Here is a 23,593-nt window from a genome sequence, read left to right on the forward strand (position 1 = left end):
CGAATCAACAACATTCATCCGGCGAAACAACACCACCCAACATAGGAATCGGAATACATAGCTTAGAAATGCAGCTGATTTCACAAATTTCCTTTGAAATCAATGCATTTCATTGCCTTTTCAAGCGTCTCAATTTGAGAATGTTTCAGACCGCAATTTGCAATTGAGGGTTAACACTCAAATCGCCGCGGCGCTGCGATGTTTCACTGTTTGAGGACCCCAAGAGGCCCCAACCATCAGGAGACACAGATGCAGGTTCAGCTCACGGTCAACGGCCAGGCCCGGTCGGTCGACGTTCCGCCCAACACCCTTCTCGTCCAGGTGCTCCGGGAGCACCTCAAGCTCACCGGCACCCACATCGGCTGCGACACCTCGCAGTGCGGCGCCTGCACCGTCATCAAGGACGGCCGCGCCATCAAGTCGTGCAGCGTGCTGGCCGCCCAGGTCAGCGGTTCGGAGATCACCACCATCGAAGGGCTGGCCGCCGCCGACGGCGCCATGCACCCGATGCAGGCGGCGTTCAAGGAATGCCACGGCCTGCAGTGCGGCTTCTGCACCCCGGGCATGGTCATGAGCGCGGTGGACCTCTGCAAGCACCACCCCAAGGCCGACGAGACGGAAGTCCGCGAGCTGCTCGAAGGCAACCTGTGCCGCTGCACCGGTTACCAGAACATCGTCAAGGCCGTGCTCAAGGGCAAGGCCGACATGGCTTCGGCCTGAGGAGACACGACATGGGTGCATCCGACTTCAGCAAGCTGCCGCACATCGGCGAAGGCGTCCGCCGCAAGGAGGACTACCGCTTCCTCACCGGCGCCGGCCAGTACACCGACGACATCACGCAGGCCGCGCAGACCTACGCGGTCTTCGTGCGCAGCCCGCACGCGCACGCCGCCATCAAGGGCATCGACACCAGCCGCGCCAAGGCCATGCCGGGCGTGGTGGCCGTGTTCACCGGCGCCGACATCGACGGCAAGATGGGCGGCCTGCCCTGCGGCTGGCTCATCACCTCGACCGACGGCACGCCGATGAAGGAGCCGCCGCACCCAATCCTGGCCATCGGCAAGGCGCGCTACGTGGGCGATCAGGTGGCCATGGTGATAGCCGACACGCTGGAGCAGGCCAAGAACGCCGCCGAGGCGGTGGAGGTGGACTACGACGTGCTGCCGGCCGTGATCGACATGCGCGAAGCCAGCCAGGGCCCCGCCCTGCACGACGCCGCGCCCGACAACCACTGCTACAAGTGGGCCATCGGTGACAAGGGCCAGGTGGACGCGGCGTTCGCACAGGCCGCGCACGTGACGAAGATCGACCTGACCAACAACCGTCTGGTGCCCAACGCCATGGAGCCGCGCGCGGCCATCGGCAGCTACAACCGCGCCACAGAGGAGTACACGCTCTACGTCGCCAACCAGAACCCGCACGTCGAGCGCCTGCTGATGACCGCCTTCGTGCTGGGCCTGCCCGAGCACAAGGTGCGCGTGATCGCGCCCGACGTGGGCGGCGGCTTCGGCTCGAAGATCTTCCTGTACGCCGAAGACGTGGCCCTGACCTGGGCCGCCAAGCAGACCAACCGCAGCATCAAGTGGACCTGCGAACGCAGCGAGTCCTTCCTGACCGATGCGCACGGCCGCGACCACATCAGCCACGCCGAGATGGCGATGGACAAGGACGGCAAGTTCCTGGCGATGCGGGTGCACACCGACGCGAACATGGGCGCCTACCTCTCGACCTTCGCGTCCGCGGTGCCGACCATCCTCTACGCCACCCTGCTGGCAGGCCAGTACACCTGCCCGCAGATCTATGTGGAGGTGGACGCCTGGTTCACCAACACCGCGCCGGTCGACGCCTACCGCGGCGCCGGCCGCCCCGAGGCCACCTACCTGCTGGAGCGCCTGGTCAGCCGCTGCGGCTGGGACCTGGGCCTGTCGCAGGCCGAGATCCGCAAACGCAACTTCATCAACAGCTGGCCCTACCAGACGCCGGTGGCCCTGCAGTACGACGTGGGCGACTACCTGGGCGCGCTGACCAAGGCCGAAGACATGGCCGACGTGGCCGGCTTCGAGCAGCGCAAGGCCGCCAGCGCGGCCAAGGGCCTGCTGCGTGGCATCGGCTACAGCAGCTACATCGAGGCCTGCGGCATCGCGCCGTCGAACATCGCCGGCGCGCTCGGTGCGCGGGCCGGCCTGTTCGAGTGCGGCGAGGTGCGCGTGCACCCCACCGGCAGCGTGACCGTGTTCACCGGCTCCCACAGCCACGGACAAGGCCATGAAACCACCTTTGCCCAGGTCGTGGCCGCCCGTCTGGGCATCGCGGTGGACGCGGTGGACGTGGTGCACGGCGACACCGGCCGCGTGCCCTTCGGCATGGGCACCTACGGTTCGCGCTCCATCTCGGTCGGTGGCGCGGCCATCATGAAGGCGCTCGACAAGATCGAGACCAAAGCCAAGAAGATCGCGGCCCACCTGATGGAGGCCAGCGACGCCGACGTCGAGTTCGCCAACGGCGAGTTCACCGTCAAGGGCACCGACAAGAAGGTCACCTTCGGCCAGGTCGCGCTCACCGCCTACGTGCCGCACAACTACCCGCTGGACAAGCTGGAGCCGGGCCTGAACGAGACCGCGTTCTACGACCCGACCAACTTCACCTTCCCGGCCGGCACCTACATCTGCGAGGTCGAGGTCGACCCCGCCACCGGCAAGACCCGCGTGGACAAGTTCACCGCGGTCGACGACTTCGGCACCATCATCAACCCGATGATCGTCGAGGGCCAGGTGCACGGCGGCATCGTGCAGGGCATCGGCCAGGCGCTGCTGGAGAACTGCGTCTACGACAAGGAAAGCGGCCAGCTGCTGACCGGCTCGTTCATGGACTACGCCATGCCGCGCGCCGACGACTTCCCCGAGTTCAAGATCGGCACCATCTGCACCCCCTGCACCCACAATCCGCTGGGCACCAAGGGCTGCGGCGAGGCCGGCGCCATCGGCTCACCACCGGCCGTCATCAACGCCGTGCTGGACGCCCTGAAGCCGCTGGGCGTCACCGAGTTCGACATGCCCGCCTCGCCGGGGCGCGTGTGGGAAGCCATTCAATCCGCCAAGGCCTGACCAGGAGGAGGACACCATGTACGCATTCACGCTCGACAAACCCGCCTCCCTCGCCGACGCCCAGAAGGCCGCCGCCGGCGGCGCCAAGCCCCTGGCCGGCGGCCAGACCCTGCTGGCCTCCATGAAGCTGCGCCTGTCCGACCCGGGCACCCTGGTCGACCTCGGCGGCGTCAAGGAACTGGCCGGCATCCGCAAGGAGGGCAACGCCCTGGTGATCGGTGCCATGACACGCCACATCGACGTGGCCAACAGCGCCGAGGTGGCCGCCGCCATTCCCGCCCTCGCGCACCTGGCCGGCCACATCGGCGACAAGCAGGTGCGCGCCATGGGCACGCTGGGCGGCTCGGTCGCCAACAACGACCCCGCCGCCTGCTACCCCAGCGCGGTGCTCGGTCTGGGGGCCACGGTGCACACCACGAAGCGCAAGATTACCGCCGACGACTTCTTTCAGGGCATGTTCAGCACCGCGCTGGAAGACGGCGAGCTGATCACCGCGATCAGCTTCCCGATCCCGAAGAAGGCGGCCTACCTGAAGTTCAACCAGCCTGCCTCGCGCTTTGCGCTGATCGGCGTGTTCGTCGCGCAGACCGACGGCGGCGTGCGCGTGGCCGTGACCGGCGCCGGCAACGGCGTGTTCCGCCACGCCGGTCTGGAAGCCGCGCTGAACGCCAGCTTCACGCCGCAGTCGGCCGCCAGCGTGAAGATCAGCGCCGACGACTGCAGCGCCGACCTGCACGCCAGCGCGGCCTACCGCGCCAACCTGATCAGCGTGCTGACCCAGCGCGCCGTCGCCCAACTGGCCTGATTTCCGGCTGTCACCGCCAGGGCCCCGCGTTCACCGACCCGGGGCCCTTTTTCCTTCACAGAACATTCCCATGAGCGCCTTCGCCTCAATCGACGCCCTGATGCAAGCCCTGCAGTCGGCCGGCTACTACGCCGACCGCCGCCTGGCGACCGCCGTGTTCCTGGCCCTGAAGCTGCAGCGCCCCCTGCTGCTCGAAGGCGAACCGGGCGTCGGCAAGACCGAGCTGGCCAAGGCGCTGTCGGTCGCACTGGGCCGCGCCCTGCTGCGCCTGCAGTGCTACGACGGGCTGGAGCAGCGCGAAGCACTCTACGAGTGGAACTACGCCGCACAGCTGCTGCACATGCGCGCCGCCCAGACCCGGCTGGAGGTCGCGCACACGGACGGCGGCGCCGACGAGGTGGCGCGCATCGAGCGCGAGGTCTACCAGGAGCGCTACCTGATCAAGCGGCCGCTGCTGGCGGCTCTGCAGGCGCCCGAGCCCGGCGCGCTGCTGCTGATCGACGAGGTCGACCGCGCCGACGAACCCTTCGAGGCCTTTCTGCTGGAGTACCTGGGCGAGTACCAGGTCAGCATTCCCGAGTTCGGCACGGTGCGCGCCGCCTGCCCGCCGGTCACCATCCTCACCAGCAACCGCACGCGCGAGCTCAACGACGCGGTCAAGCGCCGCTGCCTCTACCACTGGCTCGACTACCCCGAGCGCGAACGCGAGCTGGACATCGTGCGCGCCCAGGTGCCGCAGGCCTCGGCCGCGCTGGCGACCCAGGTGGCCGAAGTGGTGCAGCGCCTGCGCAGTCAGCCCTTTGCCAACGCTTTCCAGCGCTCGCCCGGCATTGCTGAAAGTGTCGAGTGGGCCAAGGCGCTGGTGGCCCTGGACACGCTGGCGGTCGACCCCGAGGTGCTGAGCGACACCGCCGGCATCCTGTTCAAGCAGCGCGAGGACGTGGCCGCGCTCACGCGCGACATGGCCGCCGAGTTGCTCAAGCCGGCCGACACGCCCGCCTGAGTTCGCCGCTCATGCAGCTCGGAGATTCCCGCACCGGCAAACTGGCCGACAACATCGCCGGCTTCGGCCGCGCGCTGCGCCGCGCCGGCGTGCGTGTGGACAGCTCGCGCATCGCACTGGCCACGCGCGCCGCCATGGCGGTCGGCCTGGAGCGCAAGGAGGACGTGAGCGCGGCGATGGAGGCGGTGTTCGTGACCCGCGAGCAGGACCGCCTGGTGTTCCGCGAGCTGTTCGACACCTACTTCCGCAACCCCGAGATCGCGCAGAAGCTGCTGTCGCAGTTGCTGCCCAGCGCCGAGGGCAAGGCCGAGCCGAGCAAGCGCCGGCCGCGCGTGCGCGAGGCGCTGTCGCCGCAAAAGAGCTTCGGGCAGCAGGCCAAGCCCAAACAGGAAGACCAGAAGGTCGAGTTCGACGCCGCCATGACGGCCAGCGACATCCGGCGCCTGCACCACGCCGACTTCAACGCGCTGTCGGGCACCGAATACCGGCTGGTCGAGCGGCTGGCGCGCGACATCCGCCTGCCGCTGCCGACCTACGATTCGCGCCGCACCCGGCCCGGGCCCGGCGGCACCCGCCCCCACTGGCAGCGCGCCCTGCGCCGCGCGGTGCGCCACGGCGGCGAGCTGATGGAGCTGCCGCAGCTCTCGCGCCGCGAACAGCCGCTGCCGCTGATGGTGCTGGTGGATGTGTCCGGCTCGATGGAGCGCTACACCCGGCTGCTGCTGGCCTTCCTGCACGCGGCCACGCGCCACCACCGGCGCCGCGACGTGTTCGCCTTCGGCACCCGGCTGACCGACCTCACGCCGGCGTTCCGGCTTGCCGACACCGACGACATGCTGGTCGCCGCCAACGAACTGATCGCCGACTTCGCCGGCGGCACCCAGCTCGGTGCCTCGCTGCAGGCGCTGCAGCAGGACCACGCGCGCCGCCTGGTCGGCCGCCGCACGCTGGTGCTGATCGTCAGCGACGGCCTGGACACCGGCGAGCCCACGGCGCTGTCCGAATCGCTGGCCTGGCTGCGCCGGCGCTGCGGCCGCCTGCTCTGGCTCAACCCGCTGCTGCGCTTCGAGGGCTATGCCCCGCTGGCCCGCGGCGCAGCCGCACTGCACACCCACGCGCACGGCATGCTGGCCGTGCACAACCTCAGCAAGCTCGAAGACCTGGCCGCCAGCATCGCGGCGGTGCTGCGGCGCTGAGCCCTTCGTTCAGACCCCACAAGAAAGAGGACACACCACCATGGACATGCAAGGCAACCGCTCCCTGGCCATCACCCAGCAGCAGGCCTGGGACGCGCTCAACGACCCCGCCGTGCTCAAGGCCTGCATCCCGGGCTGCGACAAGGTCGAGGCCACGGGCGAGAACCAGTACGCGGTGGGCATGGCGCTCAAGATCGGGCCGGTGGCGGCCAAGTTCGCCGGCAAGATCCTGCTCTCCGACATCGTCGCGCCCGAGTCCTACAAGATCAATTTCGAGGGCCAGGGCGGCGTGGCGGGCTTCGGCAAGGGCACGGCGGCGGTCAAGCTCACGCCCGACGGCAGCGGCTGCACGCTGGACTACACCGTGCACGCCACCGTCGGCGGCAAGGTGGCGCAGCTGGGCCAGCGCCTGATCGACGGCACGGCCAGGTCCATGGCCGAGGACTTCTTCAAGCGCTTCGACGAGGCCATGCAGCAGGCCCACCCCGAGGCCTACGCCGCGCGCGACGCGGCGGCGAAGGCCGCTGCGGCGGGCGAGGCACCGGTGGCCGAGGCCCCCGCGGCAAGCGGCGGCATTCCCGCCTGGGTCTGGATCGCGGGCGGTGTGGTGCTGCTGGCCCTGTGGTGGCTCAGCCGCTGAAGGCTTCGCCGCGCACAATACCTGCCAGGACTGGAGACACCATGGAAAACCTCGACATCACGGTGCTGCGCCATCTGCTGCAATGGCGCCAGCAAGGGCAGCGTGCGCTGCTGGCCACGGTGATCCGCACCTGGGGGTCTTCGCCCCGCCCGGTCGGCTCGATCATGGCGCTGTGCGAGACCGGCGCCGTGATCGGATCGGTCTCCGGCGGCTGCATCGAGGACGACCTGATCTACCGCTACCGCCGTGCGGACGGCGCTGCGGGCGCGGGCACCCACGACATCCCCGACGGCCCGCCCGAGCGGGTGAAGTACGGTGTGAGCGCCGACGAGGCTCACCGCTTCGGCCTGCCCTGCGGCGGCACGCTGGAGCTGATGCTGGAGTTCAACCCCGACGCCGGCGCGCTGGCGGCGCTGGTGACGGCGCTGGGCGACGGGCGGCTGATGCAGCGCAGCACCGACCTGGCCACCGGCCGGGTCACGGTCGCGCCCTGCGAACGGCCCGAGGCGCTCAGCGACGACGGCCAGGTGCTGCGCAACACCTTCGGGCCCGAGTACCGCATGCTGCTGATCGGCGCCGGCCAGCTGGCCGAGTACCTCTCGACCATGGCGATCTTCTGCGGCTTCTCGGTCTCGGTCTGCGACCCGCGCGAGGAATACCGCGGCAGCTGGAACGTGCCCGGCGCCAAGCTGCTCACCGGCATGCCCGACGACGTGGTGCAGGCCTTCGGTGTCGACCGCCGCACCTGCGTCATCGCGCTCACGCACGACCCCAAGCTGGACGACCTGGCCCTGCTCGAAGCCCTGGGCACCGAGGCCTTCTACGTCGGCGCCATCGGCTCGCGCCGCAACAACGAGGCCCGGCGCGCGCGCATGATCGAACACTTCGACCAGACCGAAGAGAGCCTGGCCGCCATGCGCGGCCCCATCGGCATCTACATCGGCAGCAAGATGCCCTCGGAAATCGCGGTCAGCATCATGGCCGAGGTGCTGGCGGTGAAGAACGGCGTGGCGCTGCCGCGCGACGCCCAGGTCGGCCCGGCCAAGGACCAGCTCCAGCCCCGCAGCGCGGACGAAGGCGGCGCCGTCTGCTTCAGCGCGTCCCGCGTGGCCTGAGCGCCGCGGCCCCGGCCGCGGCGTGGCATGTGACTTGCGGTTGACTGCAAAAGAGGTGCATTGTCCGGGGGCCTGCCCGGGCACTGTCTCAATCTGCAACACTGTTGTTCCGCCCACGAACGCCGAGGCCGATGTGACCACCACCGTCCAATCCCCCCTGCTCCCTGACCAGCGTCTGGCCCTGATCGAACGTGCGCGCCTGTCTGTGCTGGAGGCGCGCGACAGCGCCCCCTCGCCCTGGCTGGCCGCGCCCATCGAGCGCTCCTGGCGGCGCTGTCTGGCCATGGGACAGGACCCGCACCAGCGCGTGGCCTTCGAGCCGGTGTCGGCCAGCGCCATCCGCCAGGCGCTGGAGGCGAGCCAGCCCCTGATCCAGGCTGCCGCGCCTGTGATCCGCTCGCTCTCGCGGGCGATGGTGCACACCCGCTACTTCGCCATCCTGACCGACGCGCGCGGCACGGTGATCGACGTGGACGGCCCGGTCGACCGCAACAACCCGCGGGCCGCGGCCATCGCGCGCGTGGGGGTCGACCTCTCCGAGCGGGCCGTCGGCACCACCGCCATCGGCACCACGCTGACCGACCATGAGCCGGTCTGGCTGCACCGCGGCGAACACTTCTTCCACGACAACGGCGCCTTCAGCTGCGCCGGTGCGCCGATCTGGGGGCCGGACGGCCACTGCGTCGGCATGCTGGATCTCACTGGCGTCGACGTGGCGGAACAACCCGCCCTCAAGCACCTGGTGACGCAGTCGGCGCGCAGCATCGAGAACGCGCTGACCACCTCACGCCCGCACCGCATGCTGCTGCGCCTGAACTGGCCGGGCCGCGTGCTCGGGGACGACAACGACGGACTGGTCTGCGTGGACGACGACGGCCGCATCATCGGCGCCAACCGGGCCGCGTCCGACATGCTGGGCCTCATGCCGCAGCAGGGCGCGATGCACTGCAGCGAAGTCTTCGCGGTGCCCACCGATGGCCTGTTCGACGCCGCCCGCGCGCAGCGCCCCGCCTTCGAGGTGCCGCTGTGGTCCGGCCTGCGGCTGCAGCTGCTGGCCCAGGGGCCGGGCCGCGTCTCCGGTTCACCGCGCCCGGCCAGCCACAGCGTGCCGCTCAAGGACGTGGAGGCTGCCCTGATCCGCCGCGCGGTGGAAGACGCACGCGGCAACGTGATGGAAGCGGCCCGCGCGCTGGGCATCAGCCGCGCGACCGTCTACCGAAAACTCACGAAAAAGAAGTAACCCCCCTGCGCCGCTGCGCGGCTTCAGGGGGCTGTGAGGGTCAAGCCGTGCTGCTTGAACATGGCCAGCAGCTCACCGCTCTCGCGCAGCGACTTCATGGCCGTGTCCAGCGCCGCGCCCAGGTCCTTGTGGGCCGCCTTGATCGCCATGCCCACCGGCCAGCCGGTGTCGGCGATGCCGTTGTTGAGGTTGAGCTTGGACAGCGGGAACTGCTCCACCGACGCCTTGCGCTGAAACAGCGCGGCTTCGGCCTGCGCCCGCAGCACGAACGCCGCCGCGGCCTTGCCGTCGATCACCGCCTGCGCGGCTTCGACGCCCGACGGGTAGATCGAGACCTGGTTGCGCAGCAGACCACCGCCATAGCCCATGAGCACGCTGGCCGCGCCAGCGCCCCGCTCGGCCGCCAGCGGCAGTCCCTTGAGGTCTTCGGGCGTGGCGGCTGCGGCCAGGCGCCGGCTGTCGTGCAGCAGCACATTGGACTGGCGCATGTAGGGCGCCAAGATCGTGACCTGGGGGTTCCCATTGGCCAGGAAGCGGTCGGCCGGCACCTGCAGCATCACGTCGGCCGGACCGTAGCCCAGGTAGTGGCCACGCCAGACCATGTTGCGCAGGTCGTCGTTCATGTTCTCGCCCGCATCGAACGGCAGCAGCGAGAGCTTGAGGTTCATCTGCCGGGCCAGCGCCTCGGCCAGCGACACGTCCAGGCCCGTCATGTCCGTGGCCGGGCCGCTGGAGAACGGCGCGTTGTCCTTGTACACCGCGACCTTGAGCGCCCCGTTCGCACGGATGCGCGCCAGGTCGCTCAGGTCGGTCTGCGCCAGCACCGGCCAGGGCATGGCCAGCGCGGCCGGCAGCAGCGCCAGCGCTTCGCGGCGGCGCAGGCCTCTGGAAGTCTTCAGGGTGGAGTCGGTCATGGGTCTTGTCTCTCTGTGATGTTGTAGCTGACGGCCCGTCCGGTGGCGCGGGCTCAGGGTTCGCGGCGGGTCTCGATGTAGGTGCGGATGGTCCAGATCGCTTCCTGCGTGAGCGTGCCTTCGAACGGCGGCATGTAGACGCGCCCGTCGCGCACGCGGCCGCGGCGGACGGTGGAGATGAAGTAGTCGTCCATCTCCTTCATGCAGGAGGCCTTCTTGGCCGCGTCGGCCAGGCCGGAGCAGTCGCTGTCCATCTTGCGCAGGTCGGGCGAGATGCCGCCGGAGATGGCTTCCAGGCCATGGCAGCGGGCGCAGTTCTGGTTGTAGGCCGAGGTGCCGATGCGCAGCGCTTCCTTGCGGGCCGGGCTCTGCTCGTTGTAGGGGTTGGCATCGAGCCACTTGGCGCCCAGCTGCGGCAGGGTGCTGGTGTCCACGGCCTGCGGGACCACGTCCCCGTGGGCGTACACCGCGGTGGCGGTCAGGCCGGCCACCAGCAGGGCGACGGCGCGTCGGGATGCGAGGGAAAAACGGACGTTCATGGGCTTGTCTCCAGGTTCAGAAAAAAAGGCTTCGACACCCGGTCAGCAATAAGCGGGCCACAAAACGAAGCGCCCCTGCACCACCCGCATCCCGGCCCGATTGCGACGACCATGTGTTCCAAATTGAACCACCCTGTTGTTCCGCGCCCCACCACTGTCCCATTCCGAACAGGCACAACGGGCCACTGTGGGCTGGCCGGGGATTTGCTTTGTACCGGAAGGAGGCACCCGCCACAGCTTGTTTCATTCAGGGATTTCCCACTGTTGATTCGTGGCACAGATATGAAGAAAATCACATGAGTCAGGACAGCAACGACCACGATCCCCTTCAGTTCGGCCCCATCGAGCCGAACTGGTCGATGGATTACTGGGGAGGCCTTCCCCCGGACCCTGGAGACAACATGAATGCCGCCATGTACACGCCACCCGGCCGAGAGCGTGTCAACATGCCTTCCGCCCCCCACGAGGCCGGTCATGATCCGATCGACCAGTCGCACCAGCGTTCGCGCGCCTTCGGCATCACCGAACAGACGGAACCCGACTTTTCCAGCCCGCTGCGCGGCGACCTGACCAGCGCCCTGGACGAAAACCGCTTCCTGTTCCAGCACGCGGCACCGGTCATGGAAACGCTCTACGACCAGATCGCCAACACCCACAGCATGGTGCTGCTGACCTCGGCCAAGGGCATGGTCCTGCACTCGCTGGGCGACAACGACTTTCTGGAGAAGGCCTCGCGCGTGGCCCTGATGCCCGGCATGGACTGGTCCGAACAGACCAAGGGCACCAACGCCATCGGCACCGCGCTGACCGAAGAGGAAGCGCTCACCGTCCATGGCAACCAGCATTTCCTGAATGCCAACAAGTTCCTGACCTGCTCGTGCTCGCCGATCTTCGACCCCTACGGTCAGGTCATCGGCGCGCTGGACGTGACCGGCGACCAGCGCAGCTTCCACCAGCACACGCTGGCCCTGGTGCGCATGTCGGCGCAGATGATCGAGAACCACATGTTCGCCGACATCTTCCCGAAGGCGATCCGGGTGCACTTCCACACCCGCTCGGAGTTTCTCGGCACGCTGGTCGAGGGCATCGCGGTGTTCTCGCCCGAAGGCCGCTTCATCTCGGCCAACCGCAGCGCGCAGTTCCAGATCGGCCTGCCGTTTGCCGCGCTCAAGGCCCACACCTTCTCCTCGCTGTTCGGCATCCCGATCTCCTCGCTGGTCGATCTGTTCAGCGGCACCCTGCCCACGCCCAAGCAGCTGGTGCTGCACAACGGCGTGGCCGTGTGGTGCCGGGTCAAGATCAAGGCGGCCAATCCCTGGAACGCCGGCCGGCCCATGCCGGTCACGCCGCAGCAGGCCGAGGAACAGGCCGCCGCCACACCGTCGCCCGCAGTGGCCAAGGTGGTGCCGCGCAAACCGCATCTGTCCACGCTGCAGTACCTGGACACCGGGGACCCGCAGGTCTCGGCCGTGATCCACAAGCTGCGCATGGTCTCGGGCAAGGACATCCCTGTGATGATCCTGGGCGAAACCGGCACCGGCAAGGACCTGCTGGCGCAGGCCATCCACGGTGATTCGAACCGCTCGGGCCAGCCCTTCGTCTCGGTCAACTGCGCATCGATCCCGGACACGCTGATCGAGTCCGAGCTGTTCGGCTACGAGGAAGGCGCTTTCACCGGCGCGCGCAAGAAGGGCTCAATCGGCAAGATCCTGCAGGCCAATGGCGGCACGCTGTTCCTCGACGAAATCGGCGACATGCCCAAGCACCTGCAGGCGCGGCTGCTGCGCGTGCTGCAGGAGCGACGGGTGAGCCCGCTGGGCGCGGGCAAGGAGGTCGATGTGGACGTGGCCATCGTGAGTGCCACGCACAAGAACCTCAAGGACATGATCGCGCGCGGTGACTTCCGCGAAGACCTTTACTACCGCCTCAACGGCCTGGTGGTGCGCCTGCCGGCGCTGCGCGAGCGCACCGACTTCGACCTGGTGGTGCAAAAGATCGTCAAGTCGCTGTGCGAGAACGGGCAGAACATCGGCATCGCACCGCGGGTGATGGACATCTTCAAGCGCTACCACTGGCCGGGCAACTTCCGCCAGCTGCACAACCTGCTGCGCACGGCGGTGGTCATGGTCGGCTGCGCCGGCATGATCGACATGGAGCACCTGCCGGACGACTTCCTCGAAGAGCTGGAACACGGCCTGCCACACCCGGTGGCGCAGCGCATGAGCACGCCGGTGCCGACCGTCGACGCCTCGCTGCCCGAGCTGCCGAGTGCGCCGCCCATGCCCGAACCCACGCTGGACGGCCAGAAGCTGCAGGACGTGGCGATCAGCGCCATGGCGCAGATGCTGCGCCTGCACGGCGGCAACGTGTCGGCCGCGGCCAAGGCGCTGGGCGTCTCGCGCAACACCATCTACCGCAAGAAGCACCTGCTACCGCCCGACCTCCTGGGCTGAGGGCTGGCGGTCCATCCACACCGGCTCCAGCTCGCGCCAGGCGCGCAGCACGTTGAAGCCGTGCCGCGCGCCGTAGCCCGCCCAGCCGCGGAAGGCGGGCAAGGCGACGCGGTCGATCTCCTGCGGCTGGGCGCCTTCGTCCATGGCCTGCAAGGTCTTCTCGCGCAAGGCGCCCAGGTAGGCGCGCGTGTCCAGCAGTGCGGAGGGTACCCCCGACCCGTCGGCCACCGACCACGTGGTGGCGATCACCTGCTGTGGCGCCAGCGCCTGCAGGCGGTCCAGTGCCGCGATCCAGCCGTCCAGATGACCTTGTGCCAGTTCGGGCACACGGCCCTGGTACACCAGCCCGCCGGCCCACAGCACGCGCTGCCGCGCATCCCACAGCACCAGGTCGCCCTCGGTGTGCGCATGCTCCACCCGCATCACGCGCAGCCGCCAGCGGCCCAGGCGCAGCACCTCACCTTCGGACAGCGTGCGCGTGGGCAGCACGATGCGCGTGCCGGCCATTGCCCCTTCGCCCACCCGCTGCGTGAGGCTCGCCAGGCAGTCCGGGCAGCGCAACGCCATGCCTTCGCGGGTCGGGGCGGTTGCGAGGATCTGCGTGCGTCCGGCCGCCACGTCGGCGGCGAACGCCGAGTTGGCCAGCACGTTCTCGGAATGCGCGTGGGTGTTGACGATCCAGCGCACCTGCGCGCCAAAGCGGCAGGCCAGCGAACGCCGCACCCGCTCGCCGTGCCGGTGGCTGGGCCCGGGGTCGATCACCAGCGCCTGGCGCCCCGACACCAGCACGCTGGTGGGCACCACATGGCCGGCGTTGGCGGGCGACACATCGCCACCGTCCGGCGGCAGCCAGACCCAGGCGCCCGGCGCGACGGCGCGCCAGGGCACCGGCTCCAGCGTGTCGCAGCCCGGGGCCGCCAGCACAGACACCGCCTGCCCCAGCAGCAGCGAGACCAGCGCCCGGCGATACCACGCTTTTACGTCGACCTTCACGACCGCCCCACCTTCTCGCGCAGCGCCGCCAGTGTCTTCGGCTCATGGCCCAGATGGCCGGCGCGGGTGAACGTGAGCGACGACAGACCGGGCGCCAGGCGCTCCATCTGCGCCTGCCAGCGCCGGCTGTTCTGCGGCGGGCACACCGCGTCGAACGCGCCGTGCACCCAGTCCACCGACACACCCGCGAGCGCAACCGCGCGCACCGCCCGGTCCAGGCCGCCCGGCCGCACAAAGCCACGGTGCAACAGGTAGTGCGACTGGATGCGGAACTTGCGCCGCAGCGCCTGGTCCGTGCGGTCGCTGCGGTTGCCCCGGCGCCGGAATCCGGCCGCCAGACGCCGCTCGCGCCGCCGCTGAGCAGCCCAGACCGGTCGGGCTCCAGCCACAACGGGGCCTGCACCGAGCAGCGCACGCCACATGCCTCGGGCCGCCGCGCGCGATTCGAGCAGGGCCCAGCGCCGCGCCGCGCGCAGACCTGCAACAGCGGGTGTACCGGATTGGAGCAACTGGCGCAGACGGGCCAGCAGCGCGGGCAGTGCCACGCTGCGCGAGGCAGGCCAGACAGCCCCAGGAACACTCAGGGTCTTCCCTGATGCCGCGCCCTGCAGCAGGCCGCCAATCTCGCGCCGCGACAGCGCAAAGGCGCCGCGCAGCACCAGCCGCTGCACCCGCTGCGGATGGGCCTGCGCGTAGGCCAGCGCGAGCACCGTGCCCCACGAACCGGCCAGCAGCGACCAGCGCTCCAGGCCCAGGTGCCGCCGCAGGGCTTCGAGGTCCGACACCAGCGCCGCCGTGTGGTTGCGCAGCGTGCTGCCGCGCGGGCGGCTGGCGCCGCTGCCGCGCTGGTCGGGCGCAATCGCGCGCTGCCGGCGCAGATCCAGCGGCGCCAGCAGGCTCAGGTTCGCACCGCTGCCCGGCCCGCCATGCAGCAGCAGCCAGGGCTCACCATCAGGGTTTCCACCCAGGTGCCAGGCCATGCGGTGCGGCGCCCCGAGGTCGAGGTCGCGCTGGCGTCGCCAGGGGCCTTGTCCGGTGGCATCGTTTTTGCTGATCATCGGGTGCGGCTTGAACTGCAACAGTGCAGGCAGGTCAGCAGTCACGATTCATGCCAACCCCAACTGGAGACAAGACATGCAGTGGACCACCCCCGCCTTCACCGACCTGCGTTTCGGTTTTGAAATCACGATGTACATCGCCAACCGCTGACCACCGGCGACGAGCGACCTCAGGCGCACGGGTGTTCCCACACGTGCGCCTTTTTTCTTCCCAATCCAGTCTATGCGCATCCGCGTTCTTGGTTCTTCCGCCGGTGGCGGTTTCCCGCAGTGGAACTGCAACTGCCCCAACTGCAGCGGCCTGCGCCGCGGCACGCTCAAGGCGCGCGCCCGCACACAGTCGTCGATTGCGGTGAGTGACAACGGCCAGGACTGGCTGCTGGTCAATGCCTCGCCCGACATCCTCACCCAGATCCGCGACAACCCCGAACTGCAACCGGCCCGCGCCATCCGCGACAGCGGTATCGCCGCCGTGCTGCTGATGGACGCGCAGATCGACCACGTGACCGGCCTGCTGATGCTGCGCGAGCGCAAGACGCCGCTGCCGCTGCTGGCCACGCCCGAGGTCTTCTCCGACATCGGCAGCGGCTTCCCGATCACCGGCATCCTCTCGCACTACTGCGACACGGCGCGCCAGGAACTGCCCATCGACGGCCGCGCGGTGCACATCGCCGCCCTGCCCGGCCTGCAGCTGCACACCGTCTCGCTGTCGTCCAAGCCGCCGCCGTACTCGCCGTTCCGCGGCAACCCGCGCCCCGGCGACAACATCGGCCTGCTGATCACCAACCCGGCCACCGGCGCCAAGGCCTTCTACGCGCCCGGCCTGGCCGAGGTCACCGACGAGCTCATCGAGCTCATGAGCGGTTGCGCCGTCGTCCTGGTCGACGGCACCTTCTGGACCCACGACGAGATGCAGCGCCTGTGCCTCTCGGCCAAGGCCGCGCTCGACATGGGCCACCTGCCGCAAAGCGGCCCGGGCGGCATGGTCGAACATCTGGACCGCCTGCCCGCCGGCGTGCGCAAGGTGCTCATCCACATCAACAACACCAACCCCATGCTGGTGGAAGACTCGCCCGAGCGCGCCGAACTCACGGCCCACGGCATCGAGGTCGCCCACGACGGCATGGACATTTCTTTCTGAGCACGCCATGGAGATCGCCCGCCACCACCGCCCCCACGAAGGCCTGCCCGCCTGGAGCGCGCAGGAGTTCGAGGCCCAGCTGCGCGACAAGGGCCGCAGCTACCACATCCACCACCCATTCAACGTGCGCATGAACTCGGGCGGCTGCACGCCCGACGAGATCCGTTGCTGGGTGGCCAACCGCTTCTACTACCAGATCTGCATCCCGCGCAAGGACGCCGCCATCCTGGCCAACATGCCCGACCGCGAACACCGGCGCCTGTGGGTCGAGCGCATCCTCGACCACGACGGCCATGGCGACCACCAGGGCTCTGCGGCAGGGGGCATCGAGGCATGGACACGGCTGGGCGAGGCCGTGGGCATCTCCCGCGAAGAACTGTGGTCGCTGCAGCACGTGGTGCCCGCGGTGCGTTTCGCCTGCGACGCCTATGTGCACTTCGCCGCCACCGCGCCCTGGCAGGAAGCGGTGTGTTCCTCGCTCACCGAGATGTTCGCGCCGCAGATCCACAAGGACCGCCTGGCCACCTGGCCCACGCACTACCCCTGGATCGAATCCAACGGCCTCGCCTACTTCCGCAGCCGCATTCCGCTGGCCAGCCGCGACGTGGAACACGGCCTGCGCGTGACGCTGGCGCACTTCCAGACGCGCGAGCAGCAGCACCACGCGCTGGACATCCTGCAGTTCAAGCTGGACATTCTGTGGACGATGCTCGACGCCATTGAAAAGGCCTGCCAGTGAACACCGCCCTGCCCACCCGCCCGAAGCTCTCGCGCCGTTTCCGGCTGCAGTACGAAGAGGCGCAGTCGCGCTGGGTGCTGCTGTACCCGGAAGGCATGGTGCAGCTCAACCCGAGCGCCGCCGAGATCCTCAGGCGCTGCGATGGCGAGCGCTCGGTCGATGCCATCGTCACTGAGCTGGAAGCCGCGTTCAACGCGCAGGGCATCGGCCCTGAAGTCCGCAACCTGCTCGAAGAGGGCCAACGCCGTGGCTGGATCGACTGATCTTCTGAGCGCTGCGCCCATCCCCGCCGGCCCGCCGCTGTGGCTGCTGGCGGAGCTGACCTACCAGTGCCCGCTGCACTGCGTCTTTTGCTACAACCCGACGCAGCACGCCAAAGTCACCGACGAGCTGACCACGGCGCAGTGGGTGGACGTGATGACGCAGGCGCGCAAGCTCGGCGCGGCGCAGCTGGGTTTCTCCGGCGGCGAGCCGCTGCTGCGCGACGACCTCGAAGAACTGGTGCAGGAAGCGCACCGACTGGGCTACTACACCAACCTCATCACCTCGGGCGTGGGCCTCACCCCGGCCCGGGCGCAGAAGCTCAAGGACGCCGGCCTGGACCACGTGCAGCTGTCGTTCCAGGACTCCACCAAGGAGCTGAACGACTTCCTCAGCCACACCAAGACCTTCGACCTCAAGCAGCGCGTCGCCAAGCTCATCAAGGCGCACGACTGGCCCATGGTGATGAACTGTGTGCTGCACCGGCACAACCTGCCGCACGTGCGCAAGATCATCGACATGGCCGTGGCGCTGGAGGCCGAGTACCTGGAACTGGCCAACACCCAGTACTACGGCTGGGCCTGGATCAACCGCGATCACCTCATGCCCACGGCCGAGGAACTGAAGGTCGCCGAAGCCGAGGTCAACTCCTTCCGAGCCGAGCAGGACGCGAAGACCGATGGCCACAAGACCCGCGTGCTCTTCGTGGTGCCCGACTACTTCGAGGAACGCCCCAAGGCCTGCATGAATGGCTGGGGCGCGGTGTTCCTCTCCATCGCGCCCGACGGCCTGGCCATGCCCTGCCACAACGCGCGCGACCTGCCGGGCTTGCGGCTGCCCAACGTGAAGGACGTGTCGATTGCCGACATCTGGCAGCGCAGCACCGCCTTCAACACCTACCGCGGCGACGCCTGGATGAAGCCGACCTGCCGCAGCTGCGACGAGCGCCACAAGGACTTCGGTGGCTGCCGCTGCCAGGCCTTTTTGCTCACCGGCGACCCGGCCGAGACCGACCCGGTGTGCAGCAAGTCGGCCCACCATCAGAAGGTGGTGGCGGTGGTGCGCGACGCACCGAAGCACCGCAACATCCCGATCGTGTTCCGCAGCGACGCCGAGTCGAAGGCATTGCACGAGTCCCCACGCTCCGCGCCTGCGGCGGTCGCTGCCCACCGGGGGGGCGCGTTCACGGCTTCGGGCGGCCGTGCGCCGTGAACCCATGAACACATCCACCCACCGCATGTTCGGCGCGCTGCTGGTGCGGCGTCTGCCGGGTGCTACGCAGCCCACGCTGAACGTGGAGCGCGCGGACCAGGGTCTGTTCCTGCTCTGGCTCGCCTACATGGGTCTGCTGGTGTTCGCGGCCTGGCTGCTCTGGCGCGCAGGGGCCTGGCACCGGCTGGTGGAGGCCGACCCGACGCACCTGACGCTGGTGATCGTGGTGCTGTTCATCGGCTGCTCGCTCTGGGCGGGACGCCGCGCCTGGGACCTGGGCCGCCAGCGCAGCGCGCTCGACGCGGGCCAGGCGCAGGGCTGGAGCAGCGAATTCCTGCAGGGTTCTGCACGGCCCGGCGCCGACCGGGCGTCCTGGCTGCAGGTGCTGGGCGAGCGCGCGCACGGCCCGCACGAGATGGCCTGGTGGCTCAACGGCATCCAGCTCAAGCTCGGCCTGCTGGGCAAGGTGATCGGCTTTTCCATCCTCGCGCTGCAACTGGGCCAGATGGACAGCTTCGACCCCAGCCAGAGCGCGCAGCTGCTCAAGAGCCTGACGGGTGGCCTGGGCATCGCGCTGCTGACCACGGTGACGGGCCTGACCGGCAACATCCTGCTGGGCCTGCAGCTGATGCGGCTGGACCGCTTTGCCGACGCTCTGGTGGCCGACGCGCTGGCGCTCTCGCTCACGAACGAAGGACTGCGCGATGGCGATCGGCCGGCCGATTCGTGACACCGAGGCCGATCCGTTCTACGACATGTTGTTCAACATGTTGATCGCGTTCGTCTTCTGTTTTGTCATCGCCATCCTGGCCTTCAACCCGCAGGCCCGCAAGGCGGGCGACGTGCCGGCCAAGGCAGAGTTCATGGTCACGGTCTCCTGGCCCGACAACAACCCCAACGACGTGGACACCTGGGTGCTCGAACCCGGCGGCAAGACGCTGTGGTTCCGCCAGCGCGACGCCGGCATGCTGCACCTGGACCGCGACGACCGCGGCGCCAAGAACAACAGCGTGCTGGTCAACGGCAAGCTGATCAGCAGCGCCATCCGGCAGGAGATCGTCACCCTGCGTGGCATCGTGCCCGGCGAGTACGTGGTCAACGCCCACTACTACGACAGCGGCGACCAGCAGCCGGTGGAGGTGACGGTGGCGGTGGTGAAGGTCAATCCGCAGGCCGAGATCGTCTACACCGGCACCCAGCAGATCCCGCGCAAGGGCGACGAACGCACACTGGTTCGCTTCACGCTGGACGAGGCGGGACAGGTTCTGGACCTTTCCACGACTCCCAAGACCATCGTGCAGCGCGCCGGGCTCTGAACCCCACCACAACAAGAACCATGATCCCTGCCGTCTCCTCCCAGTTGCTGCTGCTGTCCATCGCCTACGCGCTGCTGGCCTTCCTGCTGCTGATCCTGTGCCTGGGCACACGCTGGCACTGGGGCCTGAAGGCCTCGCTGGTCGTGCTGGTCAGCGGTTTTTATGTGTTCTCGTTCCAGACCTTCCGCGGCCTGGCCGGCTGGCCGGCCGAGGACGAGCTGCCGCGCCAGTTCGTGCTGCTCTCGGCGGTGTTTGACGAGCCCAGCCCCGGCCGTGGCCACGAAGGCGCCATCTTTCTCTGGGTGCATCCGATGAAGGACGATGCGCCGCTGGCCATGCCCCGCCAGTTCAAGCTGCCCTACGAGAAGGACCTGCACCGCATCCTGGGCGACGGTATCAAGAAGGCGCGCGACGGCAACACCCAGCTGGGCGAAACCGAACCGAAGCGCGGCACCGGCAGCCTGCCCTGGCTGCGCCCGGCGGGCAACGACAAGGTCGAGATCAAGCTGCGCGACCTGCCCCGCGCACAGCTTCCAGAAAAATGAGCCGCCACCTCCTTCTCTGCGCGCCACTGGCGCTGCTGGCCGCCTGCAGCGGCCGCGACCTGGGCAACGAGTGGTTCCCGCTGCGCGTGGGCGACGAACAGACGATGTCGGTGAGCTACCAGATGGATGAGCCGCGCGAGCCTGAAGAGTGGGTGATGCGCGTGGACGAGCCTGTGGTGTTCCAGGACCAGCCGGTCGCGGTGCGCCACCACTCGGCCGGTGTGAGCTACTACCTGAGGGCCGACGACCAGGGCGTTCGCCGGATCGCCACCCGCACCGACATCGATAGCGAGCCGACAGCAGATGCGGAACCCGTCTGGGTGCTCAGGGCGCCCTACCAGGTCGGCACAGAGTGGACCACGGTCACCGTGCCTTACCTTCTGCAACGCAGGAACGAACACCCGCGCGATCTGAAGCACACGCACAAGGCCCAGATGACCTGGCGCATCGAGGCGGTGGACGACATGGTGACGCTGGCCGACGGCAGCGCGCACCAACCCTGCCTGCGCGTGGTGGGCCAGGCCCGGTTGAATCTCTACACCGACCCAGTGAACGGCTTCACCGACGTGCCCCTGATCAGCCGCGAGTGGTACTGCAAAGGCCAGGGGCTGGTGAAGCTGGAACGCGAAGAGCAAGTGCCGGCGGGCTTCATGACCGGCGGCACGCTGCGGGCCGAGCAGCTGCGCTGAGCAACCCGGCCCACGTCAGCGATCAGTTCTTTCCGCCGCCCTTGCCCCCGCCGTTTCCGCCGCCGTTGCCACCACCCTTGCCGCCACTGTTGCCGCCACGGTTGCCACCGGCGTTGCTTCCACCTTTGCCACCGCCCGCATTGCCGGAGTTGCCGGCGCCCTTGCCGCCGCCACCATCACCACCGCCGCTGGCGTTGCCACCGCCTTTGCCGCCACCCGCGTTGCCCGACGAGCCAGCGCCGTCGCTGCGGCCCTTGCCCGCATCGGACGGACGTCCCAGGGCCAGGCCCACGCGGTCCTGTTCGGGCGCATCGGTGCTCACCGTGTCGCGCGGCTTGGTCTTGCGCAGAGCGTCTTTCTCGGCCTGATCGGCGCGGTTGGCGGCGCTGACCACCGCCCCCAGGCGAAGACCCAGGCTGTTCGCAATGGCGCCCCAGCCCATGCCCTGGTCGCGAAGCGCCTGCACGTTGCTGGCCGCCAGGGCCAGTTGTTCTGTGGTCGGTTCGGTGATGCCCTGCTTGCTGAGATCGGCCTTGGCCAGCTGCATGGTGAGTTCCTGCTGGCGAGCCGAGGGCGAGGTGGTCGGCGCGGTGGGTGTCGGCGTCGGGGTGGTCCCGACGGTCACCACCACGTCGGCGGCCGAGGCTGCGCCCATGCAGACCACCGCGGCGACGGCCAGCAGGCCACTGGTCAGAGAGGTGGTGTGGGGTGTCTTCATAGTCGTTGTCCTGTGTGGTTGACGGAGCACGAATGCTACCCACCGGGGTACCACCCTGGGTGTCCGTTTGTTACAGGCCAGCATCCTGGCCGGATGCCGCGCAACCAAAGGTAAGCCTTGAAAAACCCTTTGCCATTTCAGCCTGCCTTAATGCTCGCCCGTGATCTTGTGCGCCGACGCGAGCGACTGCGCCACACCGGCTGGCGTGCGTTGCACGGCCGTCATTCACAACAACACCGAGGACCCTTCACCATGACGCACACCCCCTCCATGCCCACCCGTTTGTCCTTGACCGCGGGGCGGCTGATCACCACCGCCCTGCTGGCTGCAGGCCTGGCCGCCTGTGGCGGCGGCAGCGGAGACAGCAGCAGCACCGCCAGTGGCCGTTCCCTCACCGGCACCGTGACCAGCTACGAGAGCCCGCAGAGCTTCAGCGTCGATGGCATTCCGGTGGATGCGAGTGGCTCCAGCGCCACACCCCAGGGCATGACCACGGGCAGCCGCGTGGAGGTCCACGGCGAAATGGTCAATGGCACATTGCAGGCCAGCAAGGTCGAGCTGGATGACAGCGACGACCGCGACGACGACAACGCCAATCCGAACGAACTGGAAGGACGCGTGACGGCCTACACCAGCCCCACCAGCTTCAGCGTAGACGGCATTCCTGTGGACGCCAGTGGAGCACCCAGCACGCTGGCAGTGGGCATGCGCGTCGAGGTCTACGGCACCATGGCCAACGGCGTCCTGGTGGCCAGCCGCGTCAAGATCGAGGACGGTGACGACGATTCCAATGACGACGAGGACGACGACAACTGCACCGCCACCGGCAAGTCCGATTGCCACGACGACGATGGCGACGGCCATGACGATGGGGACGACCACGACGACGATTCGGACGACCACGACGACGATTCGGACGACCACGACGACGACTGCGACGCGCTGGGCAAATCGGACTGCGACAAGGATTGAGGCGGGCGTGCGGGACGCGTGCCCGCACGCAGCTCACTCGATCCGCAGTTCCTGCACCCAGCGAGCGCCGGGCGCGAAGTCGTCTCGGTCGAAGCGACCATAGGGCGGCTCGTCTGGCTTCTCGGGCGGTACACCGATGCGGTTGAGGTCCACCGCCTGCGGTGTGCCCACCAGTCCCGTCGGCGTCGGTGCGAACTTGAAGATGACGCCGTTCCACAGCTTGGCGCCGAAGTCCGCCGGCTGCTTGAAGAAGAACAGCAGGTTGTGCTCCAGCCAAGCGAAATCGGTGGCGCTCACCGTGCCCGGGTGCGGGTACGGATAGGGCACGAAGCAGGTGATCTCCTGCGCCGCCGGCAGGCACTTGAATTCGCGCATCGACAGGAAGTGGTCGCGCATCACCGAGTGGTCCATCTTCACCTGGAAGCTGGTCCGGCCTCCGCTGGGCGTACCGAAGGTCACGGTGCCGATGCGGGTGCGCTGGCCGTCGCGCGTGACCGCCACGAGGGACTTCTCGCCCTCGGGCAGTGCCGGCTGTGCCACCGCGGCGCCCATGCTGAGCACCGCCGCGACCAGCGCGGTCAGTGTTGGGCGGTCATGACCCATTGCGCGAGGGTCTTGATGTCGGCCGCGCTCATGTTCGGGTGCGCGGGCATGGGGATGCGGCCCCACTTGCCCTTGCTGCCGTACTGGATCGCCTGGACCAGGTTGGCCACGGCGTCCTTGTCGTTCCTGTACTTGTCAGCCACATCGCTGTAGGCGGGGCCGACGATCTTTTCCTTGGCCGAGTGGCAGGACAGGCAGCCATTGTTCTTGGCCAGCTCGATCGCGGCCGCTTCATCGACCGCGTGGGCAGCGCCGGTGGAGAGAACAAGACTGGAGAGGAGAAGAAAAGTGCGCATGATCAGAAACCGGTAGAAACAACAGACGAAAAAAATGGACA

The 23,593-nt window shown here is 68.5% G+C and carries 26 protein-coding genes; 19 read left to right on the forward strand and 7 right to left on the reverse strand.

Annotated elements, in window-relative coordinates:
- The first annotated feature begins 249 nt into the window (after positions 1–249).
- The 8 genes from HPF_RS17525 (at position 250) to HPF_RS17560 (ending at position 9,103) form a co-directional block, all read left to right on the forward strand.
- Positions 250–720 carry a (2Fe-2S)-binding protein gene (locus HPF_RS17525; protein WP_127806386.1) on the forward strand — a complete coding sequence of 157 codons (471 nt, stop codon included), beginning with the start codon at positions 250–252 and terminating at the stop codon, positions 718–720.
- 11 nt (positions 721–731) lie between these two features.
- Positions 732–3,104: a xanthine dehydrogenase family protein molybdopterin-binding subunit gene (locus tag HPF_RS17530; protein ID WP_133157348.1), complete on the forward strand. Its 2,373-nt coding sequence runs from the start codon at positions 732–734 to the stop codon at positions 3,102–3,104.
- A 16-nt stretch (positions 3,105–3,120) separates the two neighbouring features.
- A complete protein-coding gene (locus HPF_RS17535) occupies positions 3,121–3,909 on the forward strand; it encodes an FAD binding domain-containing protein (RefSeq protein WP_133157349.1) in 789 nt (262 codons plus the stop codon).
- A 70-nt stretch (positions 3,910–3,979) separates the two neighbouring features.
- Complete coding sequence (locus HPF_RS17540) at positions 3,980–4,912, forward strand: AAA family ATPase (RefSeq protein ID WP_133157350.1); 933 nt, start codon at positions 3,980–3,982, stop codon at positions 4,910–4,912.
- Positions 4,913–4,923: 11 nt separating this feature from the next.
- A complete protein-coding gene (locus tag HPF_RS17545; protein ID WP_133157351.1) occupies positions 4,924–6,108 on the forward strand; it encodes a vWA domain-containing protein in 1,185 nt (394 codons plus the stop codon).
- 40 nt (positions 6,109–6,148) lie between these two features.
- Positions 6,149–6,748: an SRPBCC family protein gene (locus HPF_RS17550; protein WP_133157352.1), complete on the forward strand. Its 600-nt coding sequence runs from the start codon at positions 6,149–6,151 to the stop codon at positions 6,746–6,748.
- 41 nt (positions 6,749–6,789) lie between these two features.
- Positions 6,790–7,863 carry an XdhC family protein gene (locus HPF_RS17555; protein ID WP_133157353.1) on the forward strand — a complete coding sequence of 358 codons (1,074 nt, stop codon included), beginning with the start codon at positions 6,790–6,792 and terminating at the stop codon, positions 7,861–7,863.
- 133 nt (positions 7,864–7,996) lie between these two features.
- Positions 7,997–9,103 (forward strand): helix-turn-helix domain-containing protein, encoded by a 1,107-nt coding sequence (locus HPF_RS17560; protein WP_243721608.1) that lies wholly within the window; start codon positions 7,997–7,999, stop codon positions 9,101–9,103.
- 23 nt (positions 9,104–9,126) lie between these two features.
- Here the strand turns inward: HPF_RS17560 and HPF_RS17565 are convergent, their stop codons facing one another.
- Positions 9,127–10,017 (reverse strand): substrate-binding periplasmic protein, encoded by an 891-nt coding sequence (locus tag HPF_RS17565; RefSeq protein WP_133157354.1) that lies wholly within the window; start codon positions 10,015–10,017, stop codon positions 9,127–9,129.
- A gap of 53 nt (positions 10,018–10,070) precedes the next feature.
- A complete protein-coding gene (pedF, locus tag HPF_RS17570; protein WP_066155669.1) occupies positions 10,071–10,556 on the reverse strand; it encodes a cytochrome c-550 PedF in 486 nt (161 codons plus the stop codon).
- A gap of 401 nt (positions 10,557–10,957) precedes the next feature.
- On the opposite strand from pedF, the gene HPF_RS17575 reads away from it, so the two are divergent.
- On the forward strand, positions 10,958–13,009 hold the full coding sequence (locus tag HPF_RS17575) for a sigma-54-dependent Fis family transcriptional regulator (protein ID WP_133157355.1): 2,052 nt from the start codon (positions 10,958–10,960) through the stop codon (positions 13,007–13,009).
- Here HPF_RS17575 and HPF_RS17580 read toward each other — a convergent pair.
- Positions 12,986–14,002, reverse strand: coding sequence for an MBL fold metallo-hydrolase (locus HPF_RS17580; protein WP_133157356.1), 1,017 nt, complete (start codon positions 14,000–14,002; stop codon positions 12,986–12,988). The genes HPF_RS17575 and HPF_RS17580 overlap by 24 nt on opposite strands.
- Entirely contained in the window at positions 13,999–15,105 is a 1,107-nt protein-coding gene (locus HPF_RS17585) for an alpha/beta fold hydrolase (RefSeq protein ID WP_243721609.1), read from the reverse strand. Before HPF_RS17585 ends, HPF_RS17580 begins: the two co-directional genes overlap by 4 nt.
- A 31-nt stretch (positions 15,106–15,136) precedes the next feature.
- Between HPF_RS17585 and pqqA the strand changes: the two genes are divergently transcribed.
- The 9 genes from pqqA (at position 15,137) to HPF_RS17630 (ending at position 20,963) form a co-directional block, all read left to right on the forward strand.
- Positions 15,137–15,211, forward strand: coding sequence for a pyrroloquinoline quinone precursor peptide PqqA (gene pqqA / locus HPF_RS17590; RefSeq protein WP_068167214.1), 75 nt, complete (start codon positions 15,137–15,139; stop codon positions 15,209–15,211).
- 72 nt (positions 15,212–15,283) lie between these two features.
- Positions 15,284–16,201 carry a pyrroloquinoline quinone biosynthesis protein PqqB gene (gene pqqB / locus HPF_RS17595; RefSeq protein ID WP_133157358.1) on the forward strand — a complete coding sequence of 306 codons (918 nt, stop codon included), beginning with the start codon at positions 15,284–15,286 and terminating at the stop codon, positions 16,199–16,201.
- Positions 16,202–16,208: 7 nt separating this feature from the next.
- On the forward strand, positions 16,209–16,940 hold the full coding sequence (gene pqqC / locus HPF_RS17600; protein WP_066155657.1) for a pyrroloquinoline-quinone synthase PqqC: 732 nt from the start codon (positions 16,209–16,211) through the stop codon (positions 16,938–16,940).
- A complete protein-coding gene (pqqD, locus tag HPF_RS17605) occupies positions 16,937–17,203 on the forward strand; it encodes a pyrroloquinoline quinone biosynthesis peptide chaperone PqqD (RefSeq protein ID WP_066155654.1) in 267 nt (88 codons plus the stop codon). Before pqqC ends, pqqD begins: the two co-directional genes overlap by 4 nt.
- Positions 17,187–18,413, forward strand: coding sequence for a pyrroloquinoline quinone biosynthesis protein PqqE (gene pqqE, locus HPF_RS17610; RefSeq protein ID WP_243721610.1), 1,227 nt, complete (start codon positions 17,187–17,189; stop codon positions 18,411–18,413). The genes pqqD and pqqE overlap by 17 nt, the downstream gene beginning before the upstream one ends.
- 4 nt (positions 18,414–18,417) lie before the next feature.
- Positions 18,418–19,143, forward strand: a complete 726-nt coding sequence (locus HPF_RS17615; RefSeq protein WP_207959201.1) for a MotA/TolQ/ExbB proton channel family protein — start codon at positions 18,418–18,420, stop codon at positions 19,141–19,143.
- Positions 19,118–19,729, forward strand: coding sequence for a hypothetical protein (locus HPF_RS17620; RefSeq protein ID WP_133157360.1), 612 nt, complete (start codon positions 19,118–19,120; stop codon positions 19,727–19,729). Before HPF_RS17615 ends, HPF_RS17620 begins: the two co-directional genes overlap by 26 nt.
- 20 nt (positions 19,730–19,749) lie before the next feature.
- A complete protein-coding gene (locus HPF_RS17625; RefSeq protein WP_066155650.1) occupies positions 19,750–20,274 on the forward strand; it encodes a hypothetical protein in 525 nt (174 codons plus the stop codon).
- Positions 20,271–20,963 carry a hypothetical protein gene (locus tag HPF_RS17630; protein WP_133157361.1) on the forward strand — a complete coding sequence of 231 codons (693 nt, stop codon included), beginning with the start codon at positions 20,271–20,273 and terminating at the stop codon, positions 20,961–20,963. The genes HPF_RS17625 and HPF_RS17630 overlap by 4 nt, the downstream gene beginning before the upstream one ends.
- A 22-nt stretch (positions 20,964–20,985) precedes the next feature.
- Here HPF_RS17630 and HPF_RS17635 read toward each other — a convergent pair whose 3' ends face one another.
- Positions 20,986–21,681: a hypothetical protein gene (locus HPF_RS17635; protein ID WP_127806370.1), complete on the reverse strand. Its 696-nt coding sequence runs from the start codon at positions 21,679–21,681 to the stop codon at positions 20,986–20,988.
- A 252-nt stretch (positions 21,682–21,933) separates the two neighbouring features.
- On the opposite strand from HPF_RS17635, the gene HPF_RS17640 reads away from it, so the two are divergent.
- A complete protein-coding gene (locus HPF_RS17640) occupies positions 21,934–22,653 on the forward strand; it encodes a DUF5666 domain-containing protein (RefSeq protein WP_133157362.1) in 720 nt (239 codons plus the stop codon).
- A 33-nt stretch (positions 22,654–22,686) separates the two neighbouring features.
- On the opposite strand, the gene HPF_RS17645 is transcribed toward HPF_RS17640, so the two are convergent.
- Both HPF_RS17645 and HPF_RS17650 read right to left on the reverse strand, forming a co-directional pair.
- Positions 22,687–23,256 carry a hypothetical protein gene (locus HPF_RS17645; protein WP_133157363.1) on the reverse strand — a complete coding sequence of 190 codons (570 nt, stop codon included), beginning with the start codon at positions 23,254–23,256 and terminating at the stop codon, positions 22,687–22,689.
- On the reverse strand, positions 23,232–23,552 hold the full coding sequence (locus HPF_RS17650) for a c-type cytochrome (protein ID WP_243721611.1): 321 nt from the start codon (positions 23,550–23,552) through the stop codon (positions 23,232–23,234). Before HPF_RS17650 ends, HPF_RS17645 begins: the two co-directional genes overlap by 25 nt.
- Positions 23,553–23,593: the final 41 nt, after the last annotated feature.

Origin of the sequence: Hydrogenophaga pseudoflava (genome assembly GCF_004353865.1) — a bacterium.
Taxonomy (GTDB): Bacteria; Pseudomonadota; Gammaproteobacteria; order Burkholderiales; family Burkholderiaceae_C; genus Hydrogenophaga; species Hydrogenophaga pseudoflava.